The 24,979-nt window shown below is 64.6% G+C and carries 26 protein-coding genes and 1 pseudogene; 13 read left to right on the top strand and 14 right to left on the bottom strand.

Annotation, left to right across the window (positions count from 1 at the left end; translation table 11 throughout):
• Positions 1 to 10 precede the first annotated feature (10 nt).
• Together IVB13_RS35265 and IVB13_RS35260 are read right to left on the bottom strand one after the other, a co-directional pair.
• Positions 11 to 418 (bottom strand): helix-turn-helix domain-containing protein, encoded by a 408-nt coding sequence (locus IVB13_RS35265; protein WP_345946345.1) that lies wholly within the window; start codon positions 416 to 418, stop codon positions 11 to 13.
• A 175-nt stretch (positions 419 to 593) separates the two neighbouring features.
• Positions 594 to 1,208 (bottom strand): hypothetical protein, encoded by a 615-nt coding sequence (locus IVB13_RS35260; RefSeq protein ID WP_018452892.1) that lies wholly within the window; start codon positions 1,206 to 1,208, stop codon positions 594 to 596.
• 251 nt (positions 1,209 to 1,459) lie between these two features.
• Here IVB13_RS35260 and IVB13_RS35255 point away from each other — a divergent pair, with 251 nt between their 5' ends.
• The 4 genes from IVB13_RS35255 to IVB13_RS35240 all read left to right on the top strand — a co-directional run bounded on the left by IVB13_RS35255 (position 1,460) and on the right by IVB13_RS35240 (position 6,323).
• Positions 1,460 to 2,794 carry a substrate-binding protein gene (locus IVB13_RS35255; RefSeq protein ID WP_018452891.1) on the top strand — a complete coding sequence of 445 codons (1,335 nt, stop codon included), beginning with the start codon at positions 1,460 to 1,462 and terminating at the stop codon, positions 2,792 to 2,794.
• Positions 2,795 to 2,893: 99 nt separating this feature from the next.
• Positions 2,894 to 3,769 (top strand): branched-chain amino acid ABC transporter permease, encoded by an 876-nt coding sequence (locus tag IVB13_RS35250; RefSeq protein WP_018452890.1) that lies wholly within the window; start codon positions 2,894 to 2,896, stop codon positions 3,767 to 3,769.
• An 11-nt stretch (positions 3,770 to 3,780) separates the two neighbouring features.
• Positions 3,781 to 5,628 (top strand): branched-chain amino acid ABC transporter ATP-binding protein/permease, encoded by a 1,848-nt coding sequence (locus IVB13_RS35245; protein ID WP_018452889.1) that lies wholly within the window; start codon positions 3,781 to 3,783, stop codon positions 5,626 to 5,628.
• The gene (locus IVB13_RS35240; protein WP_018452888.1) at positions 5,625 to 6,323 is read left to right on the top strand and encodes an ABC transporter ATP-binding protein; all 699 of its coding nucleotides are present in this window, start codon (positions 5,625 to 5,627) and stop codon (positions 6,321 to 6,323) included. The genes IVB13_RS35245 and IVB13_RS35240 overlap by 4 nt, the downstream gene beginning before the upstream one ends.
• On the opposite strand, the gene IVB13_RS35235 is transcribed toward IVB13_RS35240, so the two are convergent.
• Positions 6,320 to 6,739, bottom strand: coding sequence for an HIT family protein (locus IVB13_RS35235; protein ID WP_018452887.1), 420 nt, complete (start codon positions 6,737 to 6,739; stop codon positions 6,320 to 6,322). The two genes, IVB13_RS35240 and IVB13_RS35235, sit on opposite strands and share 4 nt — an antisense overlap.
• Positions 6,740 to 6,828: 89 nt before the next feature.
• Between IVB13_RS35235 and prmC the strand changes: the two genes are divergently transcribed.
• Both prmC and IVB13_RS35225 read left to right on the top strand, forming a co-directional pair.
• On the top strand, positions 6,829 to 7,725 hold the full coding sequence (prmC, locus tag IVB13_RS35230; RefSeq protein WP_018452886.1) for a peptide chain release factor N(5)-glutamine methyltransferase: 897 nt from the start codon (positions 6,829 to 6,831) through the stop codon (positions 7,723 to 7,725).
• Positions 7,726 to 8,187: 462 nt separating this feature from the next.
• Positions 8,188 to 8,982 (top strand): DUF4167 domain-containing protein, encoded by a 795-nt coding sequence (locus IVB13_RS35225; RefSeq protein ID WP_018452885.1) that lies wholly within the window; start codon positions 8,188 to 8,190, stop codon positions 8,980 to 8,982.
• A gap of 71 nt (positions 8,983 to 9,053) precedes the next feature.
• Here IVB13_RS35225 and IVB13_RS35220 read toward each other — a convergent pair whose 3' ends face one another.
• A complete protein-coding gene (locus tag IVB13_RS35220; RefSeq protein WP_007599158.1) occupies positions 9,054 to 9,800 on the bottom strand; it encodes a methyltransferase domain-containing protein in 747 nt (248 codons plus the stop codon).
• Between the two features lie 109 nt (positions 9,801 to 9,909).
• On the opposite strand from IVB13_RS35220, the gene gloB reads away from it, so the two are divergent.
• Together gloB and IVB13_RS35210 are read left to right on the top strand one after the other, a co-directional pair.
• Complete coding sequence (gene gloB / locus IVB13_RS35215; RefSeq protein WP_018452884.1) at positions 9,910 to 10,677, top strand: hydroxyacylglutathione hydrolase; 768 nt, start codon at positions 9,910 to 9,912, stop codon at positions 10,675 to 10,677.
• 23 nt (positions 10,678 to 10,700) lie between these two features.
• On the top strand, positions 10,701 to 11,123 hold the full coding sequence (locus IVB13_RS35210) for a cupin domain-containing protein (RefSeq protein ID WP_018452883.1): 423 nt from the start codon (positions 10,701 to 10,703) through the stop codon (positions 11,121 to 11,123).
• Positions 11,124 to 11,157: 34 nt separating this feature from the next.
• Here IVB13_RS35210 and IVB13_RS35205 read toward each other — a convergent pair whose 3' ends face one another.
• From IVB13_RS35205 to IVB13_RS35195, 3 genes are all read right to left on the bottom strand, one after another.
• On the bottom strand, positions 11,158 to 12,027 hold the full coding sequence (locus tag IVB13_RS35205; protein ID WP_018452882.1) for an EamA family transporter: 870 nt from the start codon (positions 12,025 to 12,027) through the stop codon (positions 11,158 to 11,160).
• Positions 12,028 to 12,154: 127 nt separating this feature from the next.
• Complete coding sequence (gene phbB / locus IVB13_RS35200; RefSeq protein ID WP_018452881.1) at positions 12,155 to 12,880, bottom strand: acetoacetyl-CoA reductase; 726 nt, start codon at positions 12,878 to 12,880, stop codon at positions 12,155 to 12,157.
• A gap of 240 nt (positions 12,881 to 13,120) precedes the next feature.
• Complete coding sequence (locus IVB13_RS35195; protein WP_018452880.1) at positions 13,121 to 14,299, bottom strand: acetyl-CoA C-acetyltransferase; 1,179 nt, start codon at positions 14,297 to 14,299, stop codon at positions 13,121 to 13,123.
• Between the two features lie 303 nt (positions 14,300 to 14,602).
• Here IVB13_RS35195 and phaR point away from each other — a divergent pair, with 303 nt between their 5' ends.
• Complete coding sequence (phaR, locus tag IVB13_RS35190; RefSeq protein ID WP_018452879.1) at positions 14,603 to 15,199, top strand: polyhydroxyalkanoate synthesis repressor PhaR; 597 nt, start codon at positions 14,603 to 14,605, stop codon at positions 15,197 to 15,199.
• 69 nt (positions 15,200 to 15,268) lie between these two features.
• On the opposite strand, the gene IVB13_RS35185 is transcribed toward phaR, so the two are convergent.
• Positions 15,269 to 16,156: a branched-chain amino acid aminotransferase gene (locus tag IVB13_RS35185; protein WP_018452878.1), complete on the bottom strand. Its 888-nt coding sequence runs from the start codon at positions 16,154 to 16,156 to the stop codon at positions 15,269 to 15,271.
• 117 nt (positions 16,157 to 16,273) lie between these two features.
• Here IVB13_RS35185 and IVB13_RS35180 point away from each other — a divergent pair, with 117 nt between their 5' ends.
• On the top strand, positions 16,274 to 17,209 hold the full coding sequence (locus tag IVB13_RS35180; RefSeq protein ID WP_018452877.1) for an alpha/beta hydrolase: 936 nt from the start codon (positions 16,274 to 16,276) through the stop codon (positions 17,207 to 17,209).
• Positions 17,210 to 17,257: 48 nt separating this feature from the next.
• Here IVB13_RS35180 and IVB13_RS35175 read toward each other — a convergent pair whose 3' ends face one another.
• From IVB13_RS35175 to IVB13_RS35155, 5 genes and pseudogenes are all read right to left on the bottom strand, one after another.
• Positions 17,258 to 17,503, bottom strand: coding sequence for a hypothetical protein (locus IVB13_RS35175; protein WP_018452876.1), 246 nt, complete (start codon positions 17,501 to 17,503; stop codon positions 17,258 to 17,260).
• Positions 17,504 to 17,614: 111 nt separating this feature from the next.
• Positions 17,615 to 18,177 (bottom strand): annotated as a pseudogene (locus tag IVB13_RS35170) (carboxymuconolactone decarboxylase family protein).
• 102 nt (positions 18,178 to 18,279) lie between these two features.
• Positions 18,280 to 18,867, bottom strand: a complete 588-nt coding sequence (locus tag IVB13_RS35165; RefSeq protein ID WP_018452874.1) for a peroxidase-related enzyme — start codon at positions 18,865 to 18,867, stop codon at positions 18,280 to 18,282.
• Complete coding sequence (locus IVB13_RS35160) at positions 18,867 to 19,355, bottom strand: hypothetical protein (protein ID WP_018452873.1); 489 nt, start codon at positions 19,353 to 19,355, stop codon at positions 18,867 to 18,869. Before IVB13_RS35160 ends, IVB13_RS35165 begins: the two co-directional genes overlap by 1 nt.
• Entirely contained in the window at positions 19,352 to 20,509 is a 1,158-nt protein-coding gene (locus tag IVB13_RS35155) for a PLP-dependent cysteine synthase family protein (RefSeq protein ID WP_039798756.1), read from the bottom strand. The genes IVB13_RS35160 and IVB13_RS35155 overlap by 4 nt, the downstream gene beginning before the upstream one ends.
• 86 nt (positions 20,510 to 20,595) lie before the next feature.
• Here IVB13_RS35155 and IVB13_RS35150 point away from each other — a divergent pair, with 86 nt between their 5' ends.
• From IVB13_RS35150 to IVB13_RS35140, 3 genes are read left to right on the top strand one after another with little or no spacing between them, the layout of a single operon-like run.
• Positions 20,596 to 21,576: a LysR family transcriptional regulator gene (locus tag IVB13_RS35150; protein ID WP_018452871.1), complete on the top strand. Its 981-nt coding sequence runs from the start codon at positions 20,596 to 20,598 to the stop codon at positions 21,574 to 21,576.
• The gene (locus tag IVB13_RS35145) at positions 21,573 to 23,030 is read left to right on the top strand and encodes an NAD(P)/FAD-dependent oxidoreductase (RefSeq protein WP_018452870.1); all 1,458 of its coding nucleotides are present in this window, start codon (positions 21,573 to 21,575) and stop codon (positions 23,028 to 23,030) included. The genes IVB13_RS35150 and IVB13_RS35145 overlap by 4 nt, the downstream gene beginning before the upstream one ends.
• Positions 23,031 to 23,055: 25 nt before the next feature.
• Positions 23,056 to 24,360, top strand: coding sequence for a citrate-proton symporter (locus IVB13_RS35140; RefSeq protein ID WP_247492185.1), 1,305 nt, complete (start codon positions 23,056 to 23,058; stop codon positions 24,358 to 24,360).
• 6 nt (positions 24,361 to 24,366) lie between these two features.
• On the opposite strand, the gene IVB13_RS35135 is transcribed toward IVB13_RS35140, so the two are convergent.
• Positions 24,367 to 24,831, bottom strand: a complete 465-nt coding sequence (locus IVB13_RS35135) for an Lrp/AsnC ligand binding domain-containing protein (RefSeq protein WP_026232411.1) — start codon at positions 24,829 to 24,831, stop codon at positions 24,367 to 24,369.
• Between the last annotated feature and the right edge of the window lie 148 nt (positions 24,832 to 24,979).

Raw genomic sequence — 24,979 nt, 5'->3', positions numbered from 1 at the left:
CAGCGTGTCCTCAGCGTCTCTTGGCTCGAAACGCTCGCAGGATCTTGCCCAAACCGGGCGCGGCGGCGCTGAGCTCGTCCAGATGGATGCGCGAGAGGGATCGCAGCTTCCGCTCGCCCTTCGCTGTCAGCTTGACCAGGACGCGCCGCGCATCATCCGGGTCGGCTTCCCGGCCAATCAGCTTCAGTTTCGCCATGCGATCCACCAGCTCCACCGCGGTGTGGTGCCGGATCAGCAGGAAGCGCGCGATGTCGCCGACGCTGGCGCCGTCAGGGGCGGCCAATCCTTTGATCGCCAGCAGCGCCTGGTGCTGCTGCGGCGTCAAGCCGGCGCTCTGGGCCGCGGCTTCGCTGAAGGCCAGGAAGGTTCGGAGCTGATAGCGAAACTGCGCAAGCGCCCCGTAGTCGGCCTCGCGCATCGCGCCACCCTTTGTGGGCACAGCACGCGCCGGGCGTGTCGTCTTCCGCTTCGATGGGGCCATTCCCTGCCTGCGACGTCGAGCCAGCCGGTGCAACGGGCGGCCTCACCGAGACTAGCAAGGAAGGCCAAGCCGAACCAACCGACCGGCGCCCCGGACACACAAATATCGCCACCTATTCGAAGCTGGACAGCAGGATCTTCACCAGGATGACCTGGAACGCGATCGGGATACGGACGCTCTTTCGCCGGATCGAGCGCTGCAGCGCGCCGGCAATCTCGGCGCTGGTCAAGGCACCCGCGGATGCATTGCTAATCAACTCGGCCCACATCTGCGACAGCGAGCCGCCGGGCGGGATCACCGGCTTGATCGTCACGCCACAGCCCTGCGCCCAGTCGATGATTTCCCTCATCGTGTGAGGACCGCAATTGCGCGCGGTCGCGAGGCGTTCGGCCGTCAGCGCAAGCAGCAATTCGCGCGAGGGCGACCAATTCCCCTTCGGCGGTTGCTCGGCAGTGAGCTCGACCGCGAGTTCCTTGAGGACGTTCTGGGCGCGCACGCTCAGCTTCTGCATCGGACCGGGCGCGCGCTTCGCCTGAACGGGGCCGACGGCGGGCCCGCGCCGGCCGGCCGGCCAGTTGCGCGGATCGGGCATGCGCGAGGCATCGCCGGACTGCGGTGTCGCCCGCTGCCCGCTCACCTCTTCCGGCCACGCCGCCTCCTGCCGCTCCGCACCTTGCGGCCACGACCGTCGCTTTCGGGTACCCGCCACTGTCGTCTGCCGCGCCATTTCTCTCGCCGAACCCGCCAGCCTCGTACTCACAAAGGCTAATATATATCGTGATGCGATATGTTTTCACGAGATAATTTTCGGCGTTCGACCAAAGACGAAATTGACAGAAGGCGTTCACAAGCAATGCTTGCGCCCAAGAGCTACACGCGGATGTGACGTGCCCGGCGCGGACAGGCCTTCGAGGCCGGCTGCCGTCGGACAGGTCGTGCTTTGCCTGCAAACAAGAACGACGTTAGGAGGAAACGATCATGACTGACAATCTCATCCGCCGCGGCCTTTCGCGCCGTGGCCTGCTTCAGACCACCGCGGGCCTCATCGGTGGCGCGGTTCTGCCGGGGATGCCGGCGTTTGCCGAGGACAAGCCGGCGATCGGCTCCTACCCCGCAGGGGTCTCGGGCTCCACCGCCTTCATCGGCATCTCGGTGCCGCGCACCGGCACCTATGCCGTGCAGGGTGAAGACGAGCTCAAGGGCTACCAGCTCGCGATCGAGCACATCAATGAAGGCCACGAGCTGATCAAGAAGATCTCGCCCAAGACCAGCAAGGGCGTGCTCGGCAAGGAGCTGAAGTTCGGCGTCGCCGATTCCGCGGCCAAGCCGAACGAGGCAGTGCAGGCGCAGCAGCGCTTCATCAGCGAGAACAAGGCGATCATGATCACCGGCGGCACGTCGAGCGCCGTTGCGGTGGCGCTGAACAAGCTCGCCCAGCGCGAACATGTGATTTTCGTATGCGGCATTTCCGGCTCGAACGACACCACCGGCAAGGATTGCGTCCGCTACGGCTTTCGCCAGAACTTCTACGGCCAGACTGCGGCCGCAGCGATCGGCCCGGTGATGGTACGTGAGTTCGGCAAGGGCAAGAAGGCGGCGTATCTGACGCCCGACTACACCTACGGCCACACCGTTACCAAATCGATGCAGGACTTCCTGGCGACCGCCGGCTGGACCACCGTGACCAACCAGGTCGCCCCGCTCGGCGCCCCCGACTATTCCTCATACCTGCTGAACGTCGCCAACTCCGGCGCCGACGTGCTGATCAACGTCAATTGGGGCCACGACGCGGTACTGTCGACACAACAGGCCAAGCAGTTTGGCGTGCTCGACAAGATGAAGCTGGTCGTGCCGTACCAGGTGCCTTTCATCGCGCGCGAGACCGGGGGCCTGATGCAGGGCGTCTACGCCGCCACCGACTATTGGTGGACCATCGAGGACAAGTTCCCGCTGGCGAAAATGTTCAACGAAGCGTTCGAGAAGAAGTACGGCTACAAGCCCGAATGGGGCGCCGAGAACGCCTATGTCAGCTTCGCGCATTGGGCGCACATGTGCGAGCAGGCCGGCAGCTTCAGTCCGCCTGACGTGATCAAGACCTACGAGAAGGGCGAGACGATCCCCTCCCTGGTCGGCGACGTCCATTACCGCCCGGAGGATCACCAATGCGTCCGCCCGGTGATCATCGTCAAGGGCAAGCAGCAGAAGGACATGAAGAACAAGGAAGACTGGTACGACGTCGTCGAGATCGTCCCGGGTGAAGGCCTGATGCAGAAGCCCGACGCCTTCGGCTGCCATCTCGGCGACTACAGCTGAGACCTCGCCAACCCCTGTGACGCCGCGGACTGCACTCCGGTCCCGCGGCGTCGCCTTTTTCTGACGCGCAACATCGCGCGCCACAACAGCGATTGTCGCATGATAAGTTGGCCCAACCTCGTTTCACAGCTTTTCAACGGGCTCGCGCTCGGCGCCCTGCTCGCGCTGATCAGCTCCGGCCTGACCATCATCTACGGCACGCTCGGCGTGCTCAACCTCGCACACGGCGCGATGTTCATGATCGGCGGCTATGCCGGCTTCGTCGCCTATCAGTACACGGAGTCGTTCACCCTTGCCGTGATCGCGGGCTCCCTGTTCGTGATGCTGCTCGGCGTTCTCATGGAACGCGGCATCATCCGTCATTTCTATCATCGTCCGCACGAGGATCAGCTGCTCGTGACCTTCGGGCTCGGCATCTGTTTCGTCGAGCTCGTGCGCCTGATCTTCTCGAGCCAGTCGCAGCTGGTGCCGCCGCCGGCGCTATTCCAGGGCATCACCAATCTCGGCTTCATGTTCTATCCGACCTACCGCCTCGCCGTCGTCGGCATCGTCGCGATCGCCCTCGGCGCATTGTTCATCGTGCTCTACCGGACCCGGCTGGGCATGATTGTGCGCGCCGGCATCGAGGATTCGGTGATGGTGGATTCGCTTGGCATCAATGTCTATCGCGTCTTCATGGTGGTCTTCGGCATCGGCGCAATGGCCGCCGGCTTTGCCGGCATCGTCAACGCGCCGGTGGTGTCGCTGACACCGGGCATCGGTGACGACATCCTGGTCCAGACTTTCGTGGTGGTGGTGATCGGCGGCGTCGGTTCGTTCCCCGGCGCAATTCTCGGCGGCCTGATCGCCGGCGAGATCATCAGCGTCACCTCCATGTTCAACCCCGGCTATGCCTATGTGATGCTGTTTGCGGCGATGACGCTCGTACTCGTGGTACGACCGCATGGCCTGCTCGGCGTCCAGGGCCGCGAGTAAGCGATCACCTGATGCTCAAGCAACGCCCCTTCCTGATCGAAGCCCTGACTGCGATCGGCTTGATCGCAGCCCCCTTCGTGCTGCCTCATCTCGGGTTCGCGCCGAACACCGTGAACAGGATCCTGGTCTGGGGCCTGTTCGGGCTCGGCTTCGACATCCTGTTCGGCTTCACCGGCCTGCTCTCGTTCGGCCAGTCCGCCTTCTACGGCACCGGCGGCTTCGTCGCCGCCTACCTGCTGACCCGCGCGGGCTTCGGCAACGTGCTGGGCGCGCTGATCATCGGCATGATCGCGGCCGCAGCGACCGGCTACCTGATCGGCCTGATCGCATTGCGCCGCACCGGCATCTATTTCGCGATGATCACCGTGGCAATCGCGGAAGTGTTCTTCTTCGTCGAATTCAATCCACTTTCCGATTTCACCGGCGGCGAAAACGGCCTGCCCGGCGTGCCGACGCCGAGCTTCAATCTCGGCTTCATCTCCATCCACTTCACCAATGGCTGGTCGCTCTATCAGTTCATCGCGCTGTGCTATTTCGTCGGCGTTGTCATCGCCCTCAGGATCGTGCGCTCGCCGGTCGGCGCGGTTCTGAGTGCGATCCGCGACAATCCGCTGCGCGCCACGGCCGTCGGCCACAACATCCATGGCTACAAGCTGACCGCCTTCGTGATCGCAGCCGCTTACGCGGGCTTCGCCGGCGGACTGCTCGGCGTGCTCCAGGCCTTCATGCCGCCCGACGCCTTCACCTTCGACACCTCGGGCCAGCTCGTGATGCAGACGGCCATCGGCGGCAGGGGCACGCTGTTCGGACCGCTGGTCGGCGCAACCGTTTGGCTGTTCCTTCAGGACTTCCTGCAGTCCGCACTGGGCCTCGGCGCAGCCTGGAAGTTGGTGCTGGGTGTCGTGTTCGTGCTGCTGGTCTGCTTCCTGCGCGGCGGCATCATCGGCGGCCTTGCCGATCTCTACCGCCTCGTCTCGGGAAAGCGAAAGCAGACGGATGCGGAGATGGAGCAGGACGCCGCTGACACCGAGGCCAGGCTGCAACCTCCACCGGCGCCGATGCAGGCCAAGGAGGTCGAGCACCCCGCCTATTCCGGGCCGATCCTGAAAGCCACCGGCCTGACCAAGCGCTATGGCGGCCTCGTTGCCAACAGCGACATCGATTTCAGCGTCAATCGGGGCGAGCTGCGCGGGATCATCGGCCCCAACGGCGCCGGCAAATCAACCTTTTTCAAGATGCTGACCTGCGAGATCGCGCCGAGCTCCGGCCAGATCGTGTTCGAGGGCCGCGACATCACGGGATTGAAGGTCACCGAGGTTTGCCAGCTCGGACTGACCAAAAGCTACCAGGTCAACCAGCTCTTCACCGGGTTGACGGTGCGGGAGAACCTGACGATCGCAGCCCTTGCCGAACTGCGCGGAAAATTCCGGCTCGACCTGTTCCGCACGCTCGGCGGCGTCAAGGGCCTGACGGAGCAGGTGGCGCACACGCTCGCTTTGGTGAACCTGACCCGTCGTGCCGACACGCCCGTGTCCGAGCTCGCCTATGGCGAGAAGCGCAGGCTGGAAATCGGGCTTGCGCTCGCCACGTCGCCGCGCCTGTTGCTGCTTGACGAGCCGCTCGCCGGCATGAGCCCGCGAGAGCGTCTCGAGACCGTCAAGCTGCTCAAGTCGATCGCGCGCGGCCGTACCATGATCATCATCGACCACGACATGGATTCGCTGTTCGAGTTGGTCGAGCGCGTCACCGTGCTCCAGGAAGGCCGGGTGCTGGTCTCCGGCACGCCGGAGGAAATCAAGGCCAACGCCGCCGTCCAGGAAGCCTATCTCGGTGGCGTGCACGGAGAGATCGCGGCATGAGCCTGATCGAGGTCAACGGCCTGAACAGCTATTACGGGGACTCCCACATCCTGTTCGACGTCGCCATGCATGTCGAGCGTCACGAGGTGGTGGCGCTGCTCGGACGCAACGGCGCCGGCAAGAGCACCACGCTGAAGAGCCTTATGGGCGTCGTGACGCCGCGTAGCGGCAGCGTGAAATTCGACGGCATCGATATCGCCGGGCGCAAGAGCCACAGAATCGCGCAGGCCGGCATGCAGCTCGTGCACGAGGAACGCCGCATTTTCGGCAGCCTGTCGGTGGAGGAAAACATCGTCCTCGCCGGCATCACCGCGCCGAAACGCTGGCCGCTCGATCGCATCTACGAGATGTTTCCGCGGCTGAAGCAGCGGCGCAACAACCGCGGCACCGAGCTATCCGGGGGCGAACAGCAGATGCTCGCGATCGCACGGGCGCTCGTGCGTGATCCCAAGATCGTGCTGCTGGACGAGCCGTTCGAGGGACTCGCGCCCGTCATCGTCCACGATCTGGTCAAGGCCTGCCGCGAGCTCGCCGCCGCCGGCCAGACCATCGTGCTGGTCGAGCAGAACCTGGCGGCGACGCTGGCGCTGGCGACACGGATCTACATCATCAACAACGGACATATCGTGCACGAAGGGCCGGCGCGGGAGCTCAAGGCCCAGCCGGAGCTGCTCCAGCGCTATCTCGGCGTCTAGAGAGCGGCGATCATTCGCCTGGCGTGAGCGGCGAGCACCGCCGTGTCCTCCTTGCGCGTCTGCGCCGGCAGCAGCTCGATTCCGGCCCTGACCGGCATGACGTGCATGTGCAGGTGAAAGACCACCTGGCCGCTGGCCGGCTCGCTGAACTGCTGAAGGATGATGCCCTCGGCGTCGAACGCCTTCATCGCGGCAATCGCGATCCGCTTGGCGGTTCGGGCGACCGCGGCGAGGTCGTCATCCGCGATGTCGAGGATGCCGCGTGCCGGCGCCCGGGGAACGACCAGCGTGTGCCCGGGCGAACGCGGCATGATGTCGAGGAAGGCGAGGCTACGGTCGTCCCTGAAAACCTCGAAACAGGGGATCTCGCCACGCAGGATCTTTGCGAAGACGTTCTGATCGTCGTAGGGCGTCATGGACCCTCCTTGGTTGCGAGGCGCGATCTGACGCGCTCCTTTTCATTGACGCAAGCAAGCCAGCCGATCTATCCACGATGCTAGGCAGGATGGTTCCATTGGCGACAGATTTCGATCCAGGACACAGCATCGAGAGTGCGCGGCGCGTGCTTGCGGCACGGCTGCAATCGGCCGGCATCGAGCAGCCCGCCCTCGATGCGCGCCTGCTCGTCGGAGCTGCGCTGAGGCTTGATCTGACCGGGATGGTGACGCAGGCGGGCCGACAACTCGCGCCTGAAGAGGCTGCGCGGCTGGAAGCGTATGCGCAGCGCCGGCTCGCGCATGAGCCCGTCGCCCGCATTCTCGGCGCTCGGGAATTCTGGGGCCTGCCGTTCCAGCTATCCGAGGCGACGCTGGTCCCGCGGCCGGATACCGAGGCCGTGGTCGAACTGGCGCTCGAGATCTTTCATGGGCTTACGAATTCGGGACGGCGCCCGTGCATCGCCGATATCGGCACCGGATCCGGCGCCATCCTGCTCGCGCTGCTGCACGAAATTCCCGGCGCCGTCGGCGTCGGCACCGATCTCAGTCTGACCGCGCTCAAGACCGCCAGAGACAACGCCGCGGCTCTTGGCCTCGCCGACCGCGCCAGCTTCGTCGGCTGCTCCTACGCAGCGGCGCTCCGCGGCCCGTTCGACCTCGTCGTGTCGAATCCGCCCTATATCCCGTCGGCCGAAATTCCGAAATTGAGCATCGAGGTGCGCGAGCACGATCCGCACCTGGCGCTCGACGGCGGCAATGACGGTTACGACGCCTATCGCGCCCTGATCCCGCAGGCGACTGAACGTCTCGCTCCCGGCGGAGCACTGATCGTCGAGGCCGGACAGGGCCAGGCCCGCAATATTGAAACCTTGATGACGGCTGCCGCGTTGGTCGTGGACAGGCCGCCCAAGGCCGATCTGGCGGGCATCCCACGGGCGGTTTCGGCCCGGAAAATGCCCCCATAAAAGCCGGATTGGGCTGCAAAAAACCTCTTGGAATATCCCTTGGGAACGACTACCTTCCTATCAACACATCGGTGCCGGCCCCGTAGACCTACGGGCGAAAGCCGGGCTCTCGGGCGAGAGCTTACTGATAATGGTTCCAAGCCGCAGGTCCTGTTGAGCGCGATGGCCATTTGAGCTGCGCTGCTTACCGACCGCAACGTGAACGAAAGCCTGATATTGCGCTTGAAGACTTACGCAACAAAGCAGGGCTTGTTTCGGCAGGCGATATGAATGGGTTCGCTGGCGATGGATGCTGGCGGTGGGGAACGCGTCTTTTGTTGAACGCGACGGTCGACGAACATCGGCAGGGATCAATCCGCTCTTGCGTGCGGTTGCGCGCAAGCGATGTGAACCGCTGTCATCAGGTCACTCTCGGCAATCAGTAATGCGTGCAACCTTTAGGGCTGGAATTAAAGGCAGGACATGAGAAACGGTCAGAACAAGCAGCGGATGCGCAACCGCAACAATAATAATAACAATAACAACAATAATAACCGGCGCGGCCAGAACCCGATGACCCGGGTCTACGAGTCCAACGGACCTGACATCAAGATCCGCGGCACGGCTTCGCATATTGCTGAAAAGTATCTCCAGCTCGCGCGCGACGCGCGCTCCTCCGGAGACCCCGTTGCGGCCGAGAACTACTACCAGCATGCCGAGCATTATTTTCGTCTGATCGCGACGGCTCAGGAACAGTTCCGGCAGAACCAGCAACCGCGCGGCGACGAGCCCATCAGCAACAACAGCGGTGACGACGGCGAGGACGACGGCGAGAATTTCTCGAATTTCGGCCAGGAACCGGGTTTTGTCCCACAGCCGCCACCGCCGCCCTTCACCCGCGACCGCGACGGCCCGCGCGATCATCAGCCGCGTGATCATCAGCCCCGCGACAACCATGCTTATCAGCGCGACAACCAGCAGCCGCGCGAGCATCGCGAACGCGACCATCGTCCGCAGCCGCAATATCAGCCCCAGCCGCAACCGCTACCGCTGAACCAGCCTCAGCCCGTCGTCGCCGACGCCGTCAGCGTCGATCGTTTGCCTTCCTTCATCACCGGCCCGCAGCCGCAGGTGAGCGGTGGCGCGCCCGGCCAGGCCGGCTTCGAAGGTGGTGGTGGCGAGCGCTTTCCGCGGCGGCGCCGCCGCCCGAATGGCCCGCGCCCCGAGCGCGAAGCCGCTCCGGCCGCCTCAAGCGACGAAGTGGCTCCCGGCGAGTAAGCCTTTCGCCGGACATCTTGCGCCAGATGTCCTGACCCGAATCGTCCCGGCATGTCCGGGACGATTTGTTTTTAGCCGCGCGTCGCCGTCGTCGAGGATGGTACCAGCACCGGCTTCGCCAGTGATGGAATGAGCCGCGCCCGCTCGCGCTTGGCGGGGATCGCGCGGTAGACCTGCTTGGTCGCCTCGACGATGTGCACGCCGGCGAAGGGCAGCGACAGCGCCGCGCCGGCCCGCTCCCACATCTGTGCGGATTTCAGCACCCAGCCCCCGGCATAGGGCGGCATGAACAGCGCCTCGCCCCAGGCGGTCGGGGTGAACCAGGTCTGGCGCAACAGGTCCGTGATCTGCGAACGCGAATAGGGCCGGCCGTGACCGAACGGCGTGCTGTCGGTGCGGGTCCACACCCCGCGCCGGTTCGGGATGACCGCAATCACGCGACCGGACGGCGACAGCACGCGCCATGCCTCGCGCAGCAGCGCGGCCGGATCGTCCGACATTTCCAGTGCGTGGACCAGCAGGATGCGATCGACCGCGGCGTCGGGAAGCGGCAGCGAGAACTCGTCCACCAGCGAGGCAAGCGCCGGCCGTCCGGTGGGCCATTTCAGGACGCCCTGGGCCGAGGGCATGAAGGCGATGCAGCGCTCCGCGTCCTCGCGGAACAACCCGAGATAGGGCGTGGGATAGCCGAAGCCGAGCACCCGCTGGCCATCGACGCGCGGCCAGCGCTCCCGAATGCCGCGATTGATCATTTGCCGCGCCACAATCCCGAGGCGACGGGAGTAGAACTCGCGGAGGTCGACGACATCAATGGTCATGATCGCAATGTAACATGCACGAGGCGGCCCCCGCGCGCGGAATATTGCATTGCCTGCGCAACGTTAACGCCATATTTGTCTGACGGAGCTGAGCGCGATCGGAGATGACATGGCCGCCGAAATTCGTACTTTCACCTGTTTAAACGACAATTTCGGTTACCTCATCCACGATGTGGAAACCAAGGCGACGGCGTCGATCGACGCGCCGGAGGCCGGCCCCATCGTGAGGGCGCTCGAGCGCGAGGGGTGGCAGCTCACCGACATTCTGATCACCCATCATCATGGCGATCATGTCGGCGGGGTCGCCGAACTCAAGCAGAAATACAATTGCCGCGTCGTCGCGCCGCATGACAAGACGACGGAGATCGCAGACGTCGACCTGCGCGTCGCCAATGCCGAAATCGTCAGGGTCGGCAGCTTGCTGGGGCGCGTACTGGAGACGCCCGGCCACACGCTCGACCACATCTCCTATGTGTTCGACACCGACAAAGCGCTGTTCGCCGCCGACACGCTGTTCTCGATCGGCTGCGGCCGCGTGTTCGAGGGCACCTATCCGATGATGTGGGATTCGCTTCTGAAGCTGCGTGCCCTGCCCGACGACTTCAAGCTCTATTGCGGCCATGAATACACGGCCTCCAACGTCAAGTTCGCGCTGACCGTCGACCCCGACAATGCGGCGCTGCAGTCGCGCGCGGCGGAGGTGGCGAGGCTGCGGGCCGAGAACAAGCCGACCATTCCCGCGCTGCTTGGTGACGAGAAGCGGACAAACGTGTTCCTGCGCGCCGACGAACCCTCGATCGCAGCCAGGCTGCACATGAAGGGCGCGGATGCCACCGCGGTGTTCGGCGAGCTGCGCGAGCGCAAGAACAAGTCTTGAAGAACAGATCCTGACGGGAATCGATGCCGACCGCAGCCGAGATCATCGCGCGCCTCGAACTCCGCCCGCATCCCGAAGGCGGGCATTACCGAGAGACGTTTCGCGACCAGACCACCGACGCCAACGGCCGCGCGCGCTCGACCCTGATCTATTTTCTGCTGGCGCGCGGCGAGCGTTCGCACTGGCATCGCATCGATGCTGTCGAGAGCTGGCACTATTACGCCGGCAGCCCGCTGACCCTGCGGATAGCGCACGAAGGCTGCTCCCAGCACGAGGTACGGCTCGGTACGGACCTGTTGAACGGCGAGCGGCCGCAGGCGATCGTGCCGGCCGATGCGTGGCAGACGGCAGAGACCACCGGCGAGTGGACCCTGGTCGGCTGCACCGTGGCGCCCGCCTTCGAGTTCGCGAAGTTCGAGCTCGCGCCGAAGGGCTGGGAGCCCTAAGGCCCTGTCGCTTCGGCTTGCGCCGGCAATGATGCTACCGCTTCCGCAGCAACATGTCCTTCGCCGCAATCAGGCCGCCGCCGGCGATCAGGATCGCGGCGATGGTGATGTTGGCGCTGGCATTGGCAAAGCCAGCGGCGATGAGGAAGCCGGTCGAGAGCAGCGGCGTCGCATAGGAGGCGGCGCCGAGCACGCGGATGTCGCCACGCTTCATGCCGATGTCCCAGGCGTAGAACGCAGCACCGACGGGACCGATGCCGAGCGCGATGACGGAGAGCCATTGCAGCGTCGTGTCCGGCCACACCGTGGTTTCAAGCAGTCCATGCATCAGCGCGGCGAGCACCGCGGTGGCGAGGCAGAATCCCGCGACCGCATCGGTCGGCACCGCCTTCAGTCGCCGCGACAACACCGAATAGATCGCCCACACGAACGCTGCGATGAAGGCCGCGGCCAAACCCGGCAATTGTCCCTGCGTGAAGCCCGAGGTGTTACCGGCGAACAGCAGCACGGTGCCGACGAGGCCGAGCAGGGCGCCAACGACGTGATGCACGGCAAGCCGCTCGCCCGGCAGAAACGACGAGAACAGCACGATCAGGAGCGGCCACAGATAATTCAGCAGGCCGGCTTCAGCCGGTGGCGCAAAGCGCAGCGCGAGGAAATACAGCGCGTGATAGCCGAACAGTCCGCCGACACCGACGATCCACACGACCAGCGGCTGACGCAGGCTTTTGGCCGCTGCGCCGCGGCCGATCCAGGTGAGCAGGCCGACGAGCCCGCCGATCGCGAACGTCATCGCGGCCAGCTGGAATGCCGGGATCTTTCCGGTCGCCACCGTCATCACTGACAGCAGCGACCACATCAGGATCGCGGTCAATCCGATCAGCGTTGCGGTGCGGGGAGTCATCGATCAAAGGCTCTGAGGACGTTTATGCCCGGCACAAGGCCGGGCATTTTCGTCCTCACTATCGCCTTGTCGCGACTGAAGCTACATATTTTGCCTCAGCGACGTTGCGCCAAGAGAATGGGCGCCATCAGGCCTGATATTGGCCGCCATTGATGGTCAGCGTCGAGCCGGTCATGAAGCCGGCCTCGTCCGCCGCCAGGAACACGACCGCACGTGCGATCTCTTCCGGTTCGCCGAGCCGGTTAACCGGGATCTGCGGGATCACGTTCTTTTCCAGGACGTCCTTTGGCACTGCCTGCACCATTTCGGTGTTGATGTAGCCGGGGCAGATCGCGTTGACGGTGATGCCGCCCTTGGCGTTCTCGAGCGCAAGTGCCTTGGTGAAGCCGATGTCACCGGCCTTCGCCGCGGAATAGTTGACCTGGCCAAACTGTCCCTTTTGGCCGTTGATCGACGAGATCGAAATGATGCGGCCGAACTTGCGCGCACGCATGCCTTCAATGATGGGACGCGTCATGTTGAACAGCGAACCGAGATTGGTATTGATGACGGCGTTCCACTGCTCGAGCGTCATCTTGTGGAAGGCGGTGTCGCGGGTGATGCCGGCATTGTTGACGAGCACGTCGATCGGCCCGACGTCCGCCTCGACCTTCTTCACGCCCTCGGCGCATGCATCGAAACTGCTGACGTCCCATTTGTAGACGGCGATGCCGGTCTCGGCCTTGAACTTCTCCGCCGCCGCGTCGTTGCCGGCATAACTCGCCGCAACCTTGTAGCCGGCCGCCTTCAGCGCTTTGCTGATCGCAGCTCCGATGCCCCGCGTACCACCCGTCACCAATGCAACACGTGCCATATCGTATTTCCTTCCCTTGGACTCTTCGGACGTTTCTGAGTGATCGTTTTTAAGTGCGGATTATGGGGGACGTTTGACGGACATCAAGAACAAAACGCCCGGCGTCGAGCCGGGCGTTTCTCTTTAGTCGAGGCTTGTACGGTTGCGAAGAATATTTGATTTGCAACCGCTGCCTTTTTAATCGCGTGCAACGCACTCAGTCACGTGTGCAGCGCACGCGCAAATGACGCGTCAACTATCTCAGTCGCGCGCCACACACATCGCGATACCCATGCCGCCACCGATGCACAGCGTGGCGAGGCCCTTCTTCGAATCGCGCTTCTGCATCTCGTGGAGCAGCGTCACCAGCACGCGGGCGCCGGAGGCACCGACCGGATGGCCGATCGCGATCGCGCCGCCGTTGACGTTGACCTTGGAGGTATCCCAGCCGAGGTCCTTGTTGACGGCACAGGCTTGCGCAGCGAAGGCTTCGTTGGCCTCGATCAGGTCGAGATCGCCGACGTTCCAGCCGGCCTTCTTCAGCGCGGCACGCGAGGCCGGGATCGGGCCCGAGCCCATGATCTTCGGATCGACGCCCGCCTGCGCCCAGGACACGATGCGCGCGAGCGGCTTCTTGCCTTCCTTGGCGGCCTGCTTGGCGGTCATCAGCACCACGGCAGCAGCGCCGTCGTTGATGCCGGACGCCGAGCCCGCGGTGACCGTGCCGTCCTTCTCGAAGGCGGGACGAAGCTTCGCCATCGCGTCGACCGTTGCGCCATGGCGCGGATATTCGTCGGCGCTGACGACGACATCGCCCTTGCGTCCCTTGATGGTGACGGGAACGATTTCGTCGTTGAATTTACCGGCCTTCTGCGCGGCCTCGGCCTTCTGCTGCGAGGCGACCGCGAACTCGTCCTGCTGGGCGCGGGTGATCTGCCACTGCCGCGCGACGTTCTCGGCGGTGTTGCCCATGTGATAGCCGTTGAAGGCGTCCCACAGACCGTCCTTGATCATGGTGTCGATGAATTCGACTGCACCCATCTTGACGCCGCCACGCAGGTACTGGGCGTGCGGAGCCATGCTCATGGATTCCTGGCCGCCGGCGACCACGATCTCGGAATCGCCGTTGAGCAGCGCCTGATAGCCGAGCGCAACGGTGCGCAGGCCCGAGCCGCAGAGCTGGTTGACACCCCAGGCCGGGCTCTCGACCGGAATGCCGGCATTGATCGAAGCCTGACGGGCCGGGTTCTGGCCCTGGGCGGCGGTCAGGATCTGGCCCATGATGACTTCGGAGACCCGGCCGGGCTCGATGCCGCCGCGCTCCAGCGCGGCCTTGATGGCAATGGCGCCGAGATCATGGGCGGGAAGGGTTGCGAACGCTCCGTTGAAGCTTCCGACCGGGGTGCGGGCGGCGCTGACGATGACGACATCGTCTGACATGGGCATCTCCTGGGTTGAATGGGGGCAGACGGGGCTGGGGAAACGGCTCGCCAGTCTCGGACGGCATCCTGTTAACGTCGTTGAGGCATGTCAATCGGCCGGTGGCCGAATTCATCCCGCAGCGCATTCAAAATAGCGTTCTTGGCGCTTTCGCAAGCACGTTTTTGCTGCCCGATTAACCGTGGCGCACAAAACGGTAGCGTGACCCCTTTGAAAATGCTTATTTTGTTGCGTTGCGTACTCTTCCCGCCCTGCGGCATAGCCCGTCAGGTTCCCGTTCTCCGCGCTTGCAAGTGAGAGCCCATGGCGAAATCAGACCAACCCACCACGATCAAGAAATACGCGAACCGCCGGCTCTATAACACCGGGACGAGCACTTACGTGACGCTGGAAGACCTCGCCGCCATGGTCAAGGATGGCGAAGATTTCCTGGTTTACGACGCCAAGACTGGCGACGACATCACCCGCTCCGTGCTTGCCCAGATCATCTTCGAGCAGGAGAACAAGGCCGGCCAGAACCTGCTCCCGACCACCTTCCTGCGCCAGCTGATCCGCTTCTACGGCGACAGCATGCAGATGGTGGTGCCGAAATATCTGGAGCAGGCCATCGCCTCGCTCACTCAGGAGCAGGAGAAGTTCCGCAAGCAGATCGCCACCTCGCTGTCGGGAACCCCGTTTGCGCCGCTGGAGGAACAGGTCCGCCGCAACATGGAGCTGTTCCAGCAGACCTTCTCGATGTTCAAGCCTTTCGCGCCCGGCGCAGCCCGCCCCGCGGGCTCCGCGGAGCCGGCGCCCGAGCCGGCCGCCGAAGCCCCAAAGGACAGCAATATCGACGATCTGCGCCAGCAGATGAAGGACATGCAGGAACGCCTCGAGCGGATGTCGAAGAAGGACGAGTAGGGGTTCCTGCCACGCGCTAACGCGCCTTGCTGCCACAACTCCGCCGTCGTACCGGCGAAGGTGGGGAAGCTACGCCGCCAGCTTCACTGCGTGGGCAAAGTCCCAATAGAGCTTGCGCGCGCGCGTGTAGAGCGGGCCCGGCTGCAGCTCGCGATCGTCGATGCGGATCACCGGCGCGACTTTTGCGAAATTGCCGGTCGAAAAGATCTCGTCGGCGGCGAGGAAGTCGGCGTAACGCAGCGTCTTCTCGACCACGGTGACGCCGTCGGCGCGAAGCAGGCTGACGACGCGCTGGCGGGTGATGCCGTTGAGGAAGGTGCCGTTCGGCACCGGCGTGTAGACCACGCCGTCCTTGGCCATGAACACGTTGGAATTGCCGAACTCCGCGACGTTGCCGAGCATGTCGAGCATCAGCGCGTTCTGGAAGCCGCGCGAGGCAGCCTCGGCAAGCGCGCGCGAATTGTTGGGATAGAGACAGGCGGCCTTGGCCTCAACCGGGGCGCATTCGGCGGTGGGCCTGCGGAACGGCGACAGCGTGATCGCGTTGCCGACCGGCTTTGGCATCGGCGCCTCGTAGATGCACAGGCACCAATCGGTGGTCTCGGGGTCGAACAGCACGCCGCCGCCCGCGCCGTTCCGCGCCCAGTACATCGGACGAACGTAGAGCTCGGCATTCGGCGCGAAGCGTGCGATGCCCTCGTTTGCGAGTGTCATCCAGGTTCCGGAATCGACCACCGGCTTCAGGCCAAAGTTGATCGCGGATTGATTGGCGCGGGCGACGTGGCGGTCGAGATCAGGCGCGACGCCTTCGAACGCCCGCGCGCCGTCAAACACGACCGAGCCGAGCCAGGCCGCATGCGTGCGCGGGCCCATGATCGGCACATTGCCGTCGTGCCATTTGCCCTCGAAGAAGGTCCAGCTCGGCGAATATTCGATGGGCTTTTTGATCTCGGCCATGACCGGCCTCTCCCTTGGCGTGGTGCCGCATTATAGCGCCACTATTGGGCGCAATTTCTAAATGATTCCCTGCGGGAAAATGGTGAGTTACCCTCCCGCGAGGGGAAAGGAAGCACCATGCCGCTCGATCCGCTCGCAAAGCGCTTGTTGACCATGATGGCTGCGGCTGCGCCGCAGGCACGGAGCCGGCCGAGCGTGGAAGCACGGCGGCAATCATTGGCAAAGCTGATGCAGTTTGCGCGCGCCGATGCGCCTGACGTGCCGACGTCCGACGGCGTGCTGCCTGGTCCCGGCGGCGCGCTGCCCTATCGTCTCTATTCACCCGCAGGCGCCGATGATCGCGCGCCCGGCTTCGTGTTCTTTCACGGCGGCGGGCTCGTTGCCGGCAGCATCGCCACGCATGACCGCATCGCGGCGGCGTTGGCACATGCGACCGGTTGCCGCCTCGTCTCGGTCGATTACCGGCTGGCGCCAGAGCACAAATTCCCCGCCGCCGTGGACGATGCGATTGCTGCCACCGAATGGGTGGCGCGCGAGGCCGCATCGCTCGGCATCGACGCCGGGCGTCTGGTGCTCGGCGGCGATTCCGCCGGTGCAACGCTCGCTGCGATCGTGTGTCAGGAGGCGGCGCAGACAGCTGGTCTTTCCATCGTCGCGCAATGCCTGATCTGCCCGGTGCTGGATTTCGAGGAGGCCTCGCCTTCGCGCGAGGCGTTCGCCGAGGGCCACCTGATCGACCGCGTCACGATCGAAGCCGATCTCGCCGACTATCTGCCCGAAGCCTTGGACGCTGCCGATCCCCGCATCTCGCCCTTGCGCGCGACACGGCTTGCGGGCTTGCCGACCGCCATCATTCACACCGCGGAGTTCGACCCGATGCGCGACGAGGGCAATGCCTATGCCCGCAAGCTGCTCGCTGCGGGCGTCACGGTCGAGCACGTCTGCCACGAGGGCATGGTCCACAATTTCCACGCCATGGGCGCAATTCTGCCGCAGGCGCAGCTCGTGCTGTCGCAGATCGGTGAGCAGGTCAGGCGGGCGGTGGGGACGTGAAGCACCTGGTGTTGCCGCCTCCCGCAACGGGAGAGGAAAGAGAATGCCTCACGCTCTTGCCCCGATGACGGAACGCGCCGCCGCGACGTAGTTTGGCCAATGCGCATCCGCATAACGCTCGGCCTGTCGCGCGCAGGTGATTTCGGGCGCATGCGCAGCTGCGATCATGCGCGCAAAGCGCTCTTCGGCGACCGTCACATCATCGGCCGCGGTCGAGGGCGCGGCTCCAGCGGCGGTCGGCGCAACGGCGAGTCCCGCCAGTCCGGCGAGCAGGATGCGGCGTGACGTGTCCATGGCTGTCGTTCCCTCTTCATTGCACTTCGATCGTGACCGGCGAATGCATCGCCATGGCGGCGGCAGGGTACCGTGACGCTTCCGTCCAGTCCAGCAGCTGGGGCAGTGTGGTCAGTCCGGCACCGGCACGTCGAACGTGTTCAGCGTGACCGACACCATGCAGTAAACGCCGACGAGATAGGACAGTTCGGCCGCACCGTGCTCGCCGAATTCCTTGACCGCGGCCCGATAAGTCAGTTCCGGCAGCACGCCGCCGCTGACCAATGCGGACGCCACGTCGTAGGTGACGGCTTCCTGCTTGGTGAGATCGACCGGCCGCTGTCCGGCGACGATGGTCGCGAGCTTCTCGTCGGAGAGGCCGCGCTGCTCGGCAACCAGCACATGCGCATAGAGCTCGTAGCCGGAGCGGAAATGCGAACCGGTGACGAGGATCGCGACCTCACGCACCGGAGCCGGCAGCAGCGGGTTCGCCGCGATCGCCTTGACCAGCTCCCACACAGGCTTGCCGAAGCGCGGCTCGCGGATCCATGGATTCCAGGGCCCGAGCAGCGCGCCGTCGTCGCGCAAATGTTCACAAAGCCCTTGAAGTGGTCCTTGATGCCCGCTCGCATGTCGTCATAGAGCGGCTTCTGTTCGGCACTCAGGTCTTTCGGATCGAGAATGGGAAGGCGCACGGCAGGTCTCCTCGTTAAGAAGCCGCGAAACTCGCCCGCAGGCGCTCGCAAGGCAAGTGAAGTTGCCGTGACATTCGGTTTGGGGCGAGCCGATGGCGTCGGTTACGATGCTTCCGGCCGCACCAGCGGCTCGCCCAGCGTATGCATCAGCCGGTTGGCCCAGCCGAAGATCGCGGCCGACAGCACCAGGTCGAGCTGCTCAAGCTCGCTCAGCCCGGCCTCGCCAAGTGCGTGCGCATCGTCTGCGCTCGCTTCGATCGGAGTCGTCGAGAGTTTTGTAGCGAAATTGAACAATGCCTGCTGGCGCGTCTCCAGCGTGGCATCGCGCTCGTCGGCAAAGATCTCCTCGACGACCTCTTTGCGCCCGGAGTAATTGATGAAGCGTGAGGCGTGCACGGCGGCGCAATAGATGCAGCGGTTGACGACCGAGGCACTCAGCGCGCCGAGCTCGCGCTCCGCCGGGGACAGGCCGTCCTTGCCATACATAATGAGGTTGAACAGCGGCGAGCGCACCGCGAGCGACTCCGGGTCATGCGCCAGCGTCAGCACGTAAGGCGAGACGCCCTTGTTGGAGGGGGTGACCTTCATCGCCGCGAGCTGCTCGGGCGTTGCCGAGGCGAGCTCGACTGGCGTGACATAAGGCGACCAGGTCGGGACCGTGGTGGTGAAGCTATGGACGACCTCGCTCATCAGGCTTCGACCTCTTTCAGGAGCCTGAGGCCGGCCAGGACCCGCAGCTGGTAGTTCACGAAGGCGCCAAGCTCGGACAGCCGCACGATATCGGCCTCGCTGACGCCGGCCACCTTCAGCGCCGCAATGTCCTGTCGCGTCGCCTCGCGCGGCGAAAGCGTCAGCAGATCGACGTGGCGGGCCATGGCATCGTGAAGAGGATCGCCGCACACACCGCCGGGCCGGGTGAGCACGGCCAAATCAAGATCGCTCGAATGCGCCAGGTAGGATTCGTAATGCGCGATCAGCGCCCCGTCGCCGACATGACGGCACATCCGCGCCGCGAGTGCCGCCCGCAAGCCGTGGCTCAGACCGCCGGGCTCGCGCGGCAGCAGCACCGCGTCATGGGCCGCTTCGCTGAGGCGCAAAATCTCGGTGCGGGCGTTCAGAGCGTGGCCGAGCCGCGACGCCGCGGGCACGCCGACAATGGTTTCGATCAGCGTGGTCAAGCATTGCTCCGCGAGCTCTGTGGATTGGCGACGTCCTCGACGGCGAGCGCCGGCGGCTGCGCCGTATCGAGAAACGCCGACAGGGCAGCCTCGATCGGCATCGGATCAAGGCCGCGAGCTTTCAGCCACGTGGGATCATAATAGGTCTGCCGGTAGCGCTCGCCGGAATCGCAGATCAGCGTGACCAGCGATCCGGTTTGACCGGCGCTGCTCATCTCCGAGGCAATGCGGCACAGCGCCAGGAAATTGGTGCCGGTCGAGCCGCCGACTGGCCGGCGGAGCCGGCGCGACAGCACGTTCATCGCTGCGATCGTTGCGACATCCGGGATCTTCATCATGCGATCGACGACGCCCGGCACGAAGGAGGGTTCGCAGCGGGGCCGACCGACGCCTTCGATCAGCGAAGGCCGCTCGCAAACATGGGAGCGGTCCTGCGAGCGGAAGCAGTCGAAGAAGGCGGAATGCTCGACATCGGCAACGCAGAGCCGCGTCGGGTACTGGCGATAGCGCAAATAGCGTCCGAGCGTGGCCGAGGTGCCACCGGTGCCCGCCCCCATCACGATCCAGTCCGGCAACGGACGCGTCTCGCCCTTCAATTGCGTGAAGATCGATTCGGCGATGTTGTTGTTGCCGCGCCAGTCGGTGGCGCGCTCGGCGAAAGTGAACTGGTCCATATAGTGGCCGTTCAGGCGGGCGGCGAGCGCCGCCGCTTCCGCATAGAGTGCACGACCGTCATCGATCAGATGGCAGTTGCCGCCATAATGCTCGATCGCGGCGATCTTCTCCGCCGATGTCGTGCGCGGCATCACGGCATAGAAGGGCACGCCGATCATCTGTGCGAAATAGGCTTCCGACACCGCGGTCGATCCCGACGAGGCTTCCACCACGGGCGTGCCTTCGCGGATGTGGCCGTTGCAGAGCGCGTAGAGGAAGAGCGAGCGCGCGAGCCGGTGCTTCAGGCTGCCGGTCGGATGCGTGGACTCGTCCTTCAGATAGATGTCGATGCCTGATAGCGCCGGCACGATCAGCCGGATCAGATGCGTGTCGGCGGTGCGGCACTGGTCGGCCTCGATCGCCGCCACGGCCTCATCGACCCAGCCGCGCCGATAGGCCGGTCCGGCCGGATTGTGGTGGCGAAAGGGGTTCGGCTCCATCGACATGACCCTCAACTTCTCATAATGCCTATTGCACATCAAGAAATATTGTTCATTCTATATTCGCATAATGCGGGCACCAGACCATGAACCAGGACGTTATCGACATTCGCCTTCTCGAGGCCTTTGCCGCCGTGATGTCGGCCGGCAGCATCACGGGTGCGGCACGGTTGCTCGGCCGTTCGCAGCCGGTCACGACGCGTCAGATCCAGGATCTCGAGGCTGACGTCGGCTATCTCCTGTTCACCCGGAATGGCCCGCGCATCAGCCCGACGCCGAAAGGCGTCTTGTTTCATGCCGAGGTCGAGCGGCTTCTGATGGGCCTGAAGCACATCCGCCAGCGCGCCAACGCGATCGGCGCGGGTGCGCTTCCCGTGCTCAGCCTGGCGGCGATCCCGGCGCTGGCGGCCGGCTTCGTCCCGGCTGCGCTCGCAGCGCTCGAACGCGAGTTGCTACCAAGCCAGATCCACGTGCAGGCGCTCTCGGCCGAGAATGTGGTGCAATCGGTGCTGTCGCAGTCGGTCGATTTCGGTCTTGCGAGCCTGCCGATCCAGCATCCCGGGCTCGACGTGCAGTGGGTCTGCGAGGTGCCGTGCGTTGCGTGCCTCGCGTTGGATCACCCGCTGGCGAAGAAGAAGGTCATTCGCCTGAAGGACCTTGGTGGCGTCCGGCTGCTGACGATGGCCAACCCCTACCGGCTTCGCCGCCGCGTGGAGGAGGCGCTGGAGCGTGAAGGTGTCGTGCCCGCTGGGGTCATCGATACCAACGCTTCCCTGACGGCGATTGCCATGGCCAAGCAGTCGCTCGGCATCGCCGTGGTCGAGCCGGTGCTGACGTCCAGCCTGCCGGTTGAAGGCGTCGTCACCCGGCCGTTGGACGTGTCCATTTCGTTCCTGTTCGCCGCGATTGCGCCGACCGGGCGCGAGCCGACGCCAACGGTTGCCGCACTCAACGGCGCACTGCGCGCCGCGGTCGCGCTGATGCCGGGCGCAAGGCTGCATAGCGGCGCCACCGCGCTAGCCGAGGCCGGCGACGAAACCAGTCAATTCGAGAAAGCTTCCTCATGACGATGACACCTGGTGCGGCGGGCCTCGGGGCACTTGAAGCGCGCCTGAAGCAGGATCTGGCCTGGCTCGAACTGCCCGCCAAGTCATGGGTGCCCCGCCGCGTCGTCGATGGCGAGGGTGTCTTCGACGTCGTCATCGTCGGTGCCGGCATGGCCGGCCTTGTCGCCTCCGCCATGCTCAAGCGTCTCGGCGTCGACAACCAGCTCGTGCTCGACCGCGCGTGCGCAGGCGAGGAAGGTCCCTGGGTCACGTTCGCGCGGATGCGGACGCTGCGCTCGCCCAAGGAATTGACCGGCCCCGCGATGGGCATGCCGGCGCTGACCTTCCGCGCCTTCTACGAAGCGCAATATGGCGAGCAGGCGTGGCAGGCGCTCGACCGCGCGCCGCGCACGGTATGGATGGATTACTTGATATGGTACCGCAAAGTGCTGGGCCTGCCGGTCCGCAACGGGGTCTCGGTTGCGCGTATCCACGCGCGCCCCGATGAATTGTTCGCTCTCGACATCAGCGAGAGCGGCACGTCGCGACACATTCTCGCCCGGCATGTCGTGCTGGCGACGGGGCGCGACGGCCTCGGCGGCGCTTACGTGCCGCCGCTCGCCGACGGCATCGACCGGCGCTTCTGGGCGCATTCCGCCGATCCTATCGACTTCGAAAAGCTCCGCGGCAAGCGCGTCGCCGTCGTCGGCGCGGGCGCATCCGCGATGGACAACGCGGCGATGGCGCTGGAGTCGGGCGCCGCGCGCCTCGACCTCTTCATCCGGCGCGCGGACATCCCGCGCGTCAACAAGTTCACCGGTATCGGCAGCCAAGGGGTCGTGCACGGCTTTGCCGGCCTGACGGACGACTGGAAATGGCGCTTCCTCGATCACACGCTGAAAGCGCAGACGCCGCCGCCGCGGCAGAGCGTGCTGCGCGTCTCCGCCTATCCGCAGGCGCATTTCCATCTCGCAAGTCCGATCGATGATCTCGTCGTCAAAGAGGATCATCTCATGGTGACGACGCCGAAGGGCCGCTATGCGACCGACTTCATCATCTTCGGAACCGGCTTCAAGGTCGACCTCGCGTTGCGCGACGAGCTTGCCGCGTTTGCGCCGCATATCCGCTTCTGGAGCGACCGCTTCCCGACGCCTGACGGCATGGACAATGCGGAGCTGGAAAACTCGCCCGACCTCGGCGACAGCTTTCAGTTCCTGGAGAAGCAGTCAGGCGCCTGCCCGATGCTGGCACGGCTGCACTGTTTCAACTATCCGGCGACGCTGAGCCACGGAAAGCTTTCCGGCGATATTCCCGCGATCAGCGAGGGCGCCGACCGGCTCGCGCGCGGCATCGTCCGCCGCCTCTTCGTCGAGGATCGCGAGATTCATTTCGCCAACCTCAAGGCCTTCGCAACGCCGGAACTCGTTGGCGACGAATGGCAGGATGCCGACGCCACCCATCAACTCGCCGAATAGGCGCAACCGGACAGGCAAGCGAGAGATGCAGACGAACAGGAAAGCCATCGTGGCCGCGGTCGCCGGCAACGCAATGGAGTGGTACGACTTCACCGTGTTCGCGCTGATGACACCGGTCATCAAGAACCTGTTCTTTCCGGTCGACCCGAAAATTCCGGGCAGTGAGATCAACGCGCTACTGCTGACGACCGCGCTGTTCGGCACCGGCTTCTTCATGCGACCGATCGGCGGCCTCGTGCTCGGCTATTTCGGCGATCGCAAGGGGCGGAAAGCGGCGATGACGCTCGGCATGGGCATCATGGCGCTGTCGGTCGCGCTGTTGGCATTGACGCCGACCTACGCCACGGCCGGCATTGGGGCACCCCTGATCGTGCTGCTGGCGCGGCTGTTACAGGGCTTTTCGGTCGGCGGCGAGTTCGGTACCTCGACCGCCTATCTGATCGAAGCGGCGCCTCCCGGCCGCACCGGCTTCTATGGCTCGTGGCAGATCGCCGGCCAGCTCATGGCCGACGTGCTCGGCGCAGTGCTGGGCGCCGCCCTGACGCTGACCTTCACGCAGGAGCAGCTTGCCGCCGGCGCCTGGCGTATTCCCTTCTTCGTCGGCCTCGTGATCGTTCCGATCCTGCTCTATATGCGCGCCAGCGTCATCGAGCCCGAAGCGTCCCGGCGCAGCATGGCGACGGTGCACAAGGAGGATTTCATCGCCGCGCTGAAGAATCCCGGCCGCAATTTCCTGATCGGCATAGGCATGGTGGTGGCGAGCGCCGTGTCGTTCTACGTCACCTTCGGCTACACCGTGACGTACGCCAAGGAGGTGCTGAAGCTGCCGCTGATGCAGAGCTTCCTGGTTCAGATGATCGCGGCGATCGTGATGGTGATCGTCGTCCCCATTGCCGGCGCCATCTCCGACCGCTACCCGCGCAAGCCGCTGCTGCTGGTCTCGCTCATCGGCTATTTCGTCTCGCTCTATCCGCTCTATAGCTGGGTGATCTCCGAGCCGTCGATCGCAAAGCTCCTGGTCGCCCAGGTCGTCATCGGCTGCTTCAGCGCCTTCTTCCTCGGCGTCTACTGCACCACGCTGGTCGAGCTGTTCCCGATCCGGGTCCGCTCGACCGCGCTTGCCATCGTCAACAATGTCGCGGTGCTGGTATTCGGCGGCTTTGCCCAGTTCTTCGTGACATGGCTGATCGCGCTCACCGGCTCCCCGTTGGCGCCGATCTTCTATGTGATGATCGGCGTCGGCCTCGGGCTGATCGCGGTGATCGCGATGCGGCCGGAGGACGCCGGCCGGGAGCAGGTCGCGGACGGCATCGTCGAACAAGCGTTGTGAGGCCGCTCAAAACTCCAGCGGCGCGTTGTCGACGACTTCCTTCATCACGAAGAAGGTGCGGGTCTGGCGCACGCCGGGCAGCGCGATCAGTTGCTCGCCGTGGATACGGTTGAAGTCCTCCATGTCGCCGACGCGGATCTTGAGGAAATAGTCGAAGTCGCCGGCGACGAGGTGACAGTCGAGCACGAATTTCAGCCTGGTGATCGCCTGCTCGAAGATCGCAAAGCTCTCCGGCGTCGAACGGTCGAGCACGACCCCGACCATCACCAGCGTACCCTTTGCCACCTTCTTCGGCGCGACGATGGCGCGGACGGCGGCGATGAAGCCGTGCTCGAACAGGCGCTGGGTGCGGCGATGGCAGGTGGCGGGACTGATGGCGACGGTTTCGGCCAGCTCGGCGTTGCTGAGCCGGCCGTTATTTTGCAGCAATCGCAACATCTTAAGGTCGACACGATCAAGACGAGCGGACATGGAAGAAGCTTCCGTTCTTAGTACCTAGTCCGAAAGGAATACCACACATCTCGTCCATTATCGCAAGATCATCCGCAATAGAGGCGCAATATTTGAAAGCACCTTTTTGCAGAGCGATGCTAGCATTTTTGGAGACATTAACGCCAAT

It is taken from the genome of Bradyrhizobium sp. 17 (assembly GCF_023073515.1).
GTDB classification, from domain to species: domain Bacteria; phylum Pseudomonadota; class Alphaproteobacteria; order Rhizobiales; family Xanthobacteraceae; genus Bradyrhizobium; species Bradyrhizobium canariense_D.
Note: the sequence above shows the minus strand (reverse complement) of the source record. Positions and strands in the feature narration are given on the sequence as shown.

Bases quoted from the DNA above. Each gene is read 5' to 3' on its own strand.
- gloB (WP_018452884.1), top strand. From the start codon at position 9,910: ATGGCCGCCGAAATTCGTACTTTCACCTGTTTAAACGACAATTTCGGT.
- IVB13_RS35250 (WP_018452890.1), top strand. From the start codon at position 2,894: ATGATAAGTTGGCCCAACCTCGTTTCACAGCTTTTCAACGGGCTCGCG.
- IVB13_RS35135 (WP_026232411.1), bottom strand. From the start codon at position 24,831: ATGTCCGCTCGTCTTGATCGTGTCGACCTTAAGATGTTGCGATTGCTG.
- IVB13_RS35260 (WP_018452892.1), bottom strand. From the start codon at position 1,208: ATGGCGCGGCAGACGACAGTGGCGGGTACCCGAAAGCGACGGTCGTGG.
- phaR (WP_018452879.1), top strand. From the start codon at position 14,603: ATGGCGAAATCAGACCAACCCACCACGATCAAGAAATACGCGAACCGC.
- IVB13_RS35220 (WP_007599158.1), bottom strand. From the start codon at position 9,800: ATGACCATTGATGTCGTCGACCTCCGCGAGTTCTACTCCCGTCGCCTC.
- IVB13_RS35205 (WP_018452882.1), bottom strand. From the start codon at position 12,027: ATGACTCCCCGCACCGCAACGCTGATCGGATTGACCGCGATCCTGATG.
- IVB13_RS35210 (WP_018452883.1), top strand. From the start codon at position 10,701: ATGCCGACCGCAGCCGAGATCATCGCGCGCCTCGAACTCCGCCCGCAT.
- IVB13_RS35155 (WP_039798756.1), bottom strand. From the start codon at position 20,509: ATGGAGCCGAACCCCTTTCGCCACCACAATCCGGCCGGACCGGCCTAT.
- IVB13_RS35175 (WP_018452876.1), bottom strand. From the start codon at position 17,503: ATGGACACGTCACGCCGCATCCTGCTCGCCGGACTGGCGGGACTCGCC.
- IVB13_RS35265 (WP_345946345.1), bottom strand. From the start codon at position 418: ATGCGCGAGGCCGACTACGGGGCGCTTGCGCAGTTTCGCTATCAGCTC.
- IVB13_RS35245 (WP_018452889.1), top strand. From the start codon at position 3,781: ATGCTCAAGCAACGCCCCTTCCTGATCGAAGCCCTGACTGCGATCGGC.
- IVB13_RS35145 (WP_018452870.1), top strand. From the start codon at position 21,573: ATGACGATGACACCTGGTGCGGCGGGCCTCGGGGCACTTGAAGCGCGC.
- IVB13_RS35180 (WP_018452877.1), top strand. From the start codon at position 16,274: ATGCCGCTCGATCCGCTCGCAAAGCGCTTGTTGACCATGATGGCTGCG.
- IVB13_RS35150 (WP_018452871.1), top strand. From the start codon at position 20,596: ATGAACCAGGACGTTATCGACATTCGCCTTCTCGAGGCCTTTGCCGCC.
- IVB13_RS35235 (WP_018452887.1), bottom strand. From the start codon at position 6,739: ATGACGCCCTACGACGATCAGAACGTCTTCGCAAAGATCCTGCGTGGC.
- IVB13_RS35185 (WP_018452878.1), bottom strand. From the start codon at position 16,156: ATGGCCGAGATCAAAAAGCCCATCGAATATTCGCCGAGCTGGACCTTC.
- IVB13_RS35240 (WP_018452888.1), top strand. From the start codon at position 5,625: ATGAGCCTGATCGAGGTCAACGGCCTGAACAGCTATTACGGGGACTCC.
- phbB (WP_018452881.1), bottom strand. From the start codon at position 12,880: ATGGCACGTGTTGCATTGGTGACGGGTGGTACGCGGGGCATCGGAGCT.
- prmC (WP_018452886.1), top strand. From the start codon at position 6,829: ATGGTTCCATTGGCGACAGATTTCGATCCAGGACACAGCATCGAGAGT.
- IVB13_RS35195 (WP_018452880.1), bottom strand. From the start codon at position 14,299: ATGTCAGACGATGTCGTCATCGTCAGCGCCGCCCGCACCCCGGTCGGA.
- IVB13_RS35255 (WP_018452891.1), top strand. From the start codon at position 1,460: ATGACTGACAATCTCATCCGCCGCGGCCTTTCGCGCCGTGGCCTGCTT.
- IVB13_RS35165 (WP_018452874.1), bottom strand. From the start codon at position 18,867: ATGAGCGAGGTCGTCCATAGCTTCACCACCACGGTCCCGACCTGGTCG.
- IVB13_RS35140 (WP_247492185.1), top strand. From the start codon at position 23,056: ATGCAGACGAACAGGAAAGCCATCGTGGCCGCGGTCGCCGGCAACGCA.
- IVB13_RS35225 (WP_018452885.1), top strand. From the start codon at position 8,188: ATGAGAAACGGTCAGAACAAGCAGCGGATGCGCAACCGCAACAATAAT.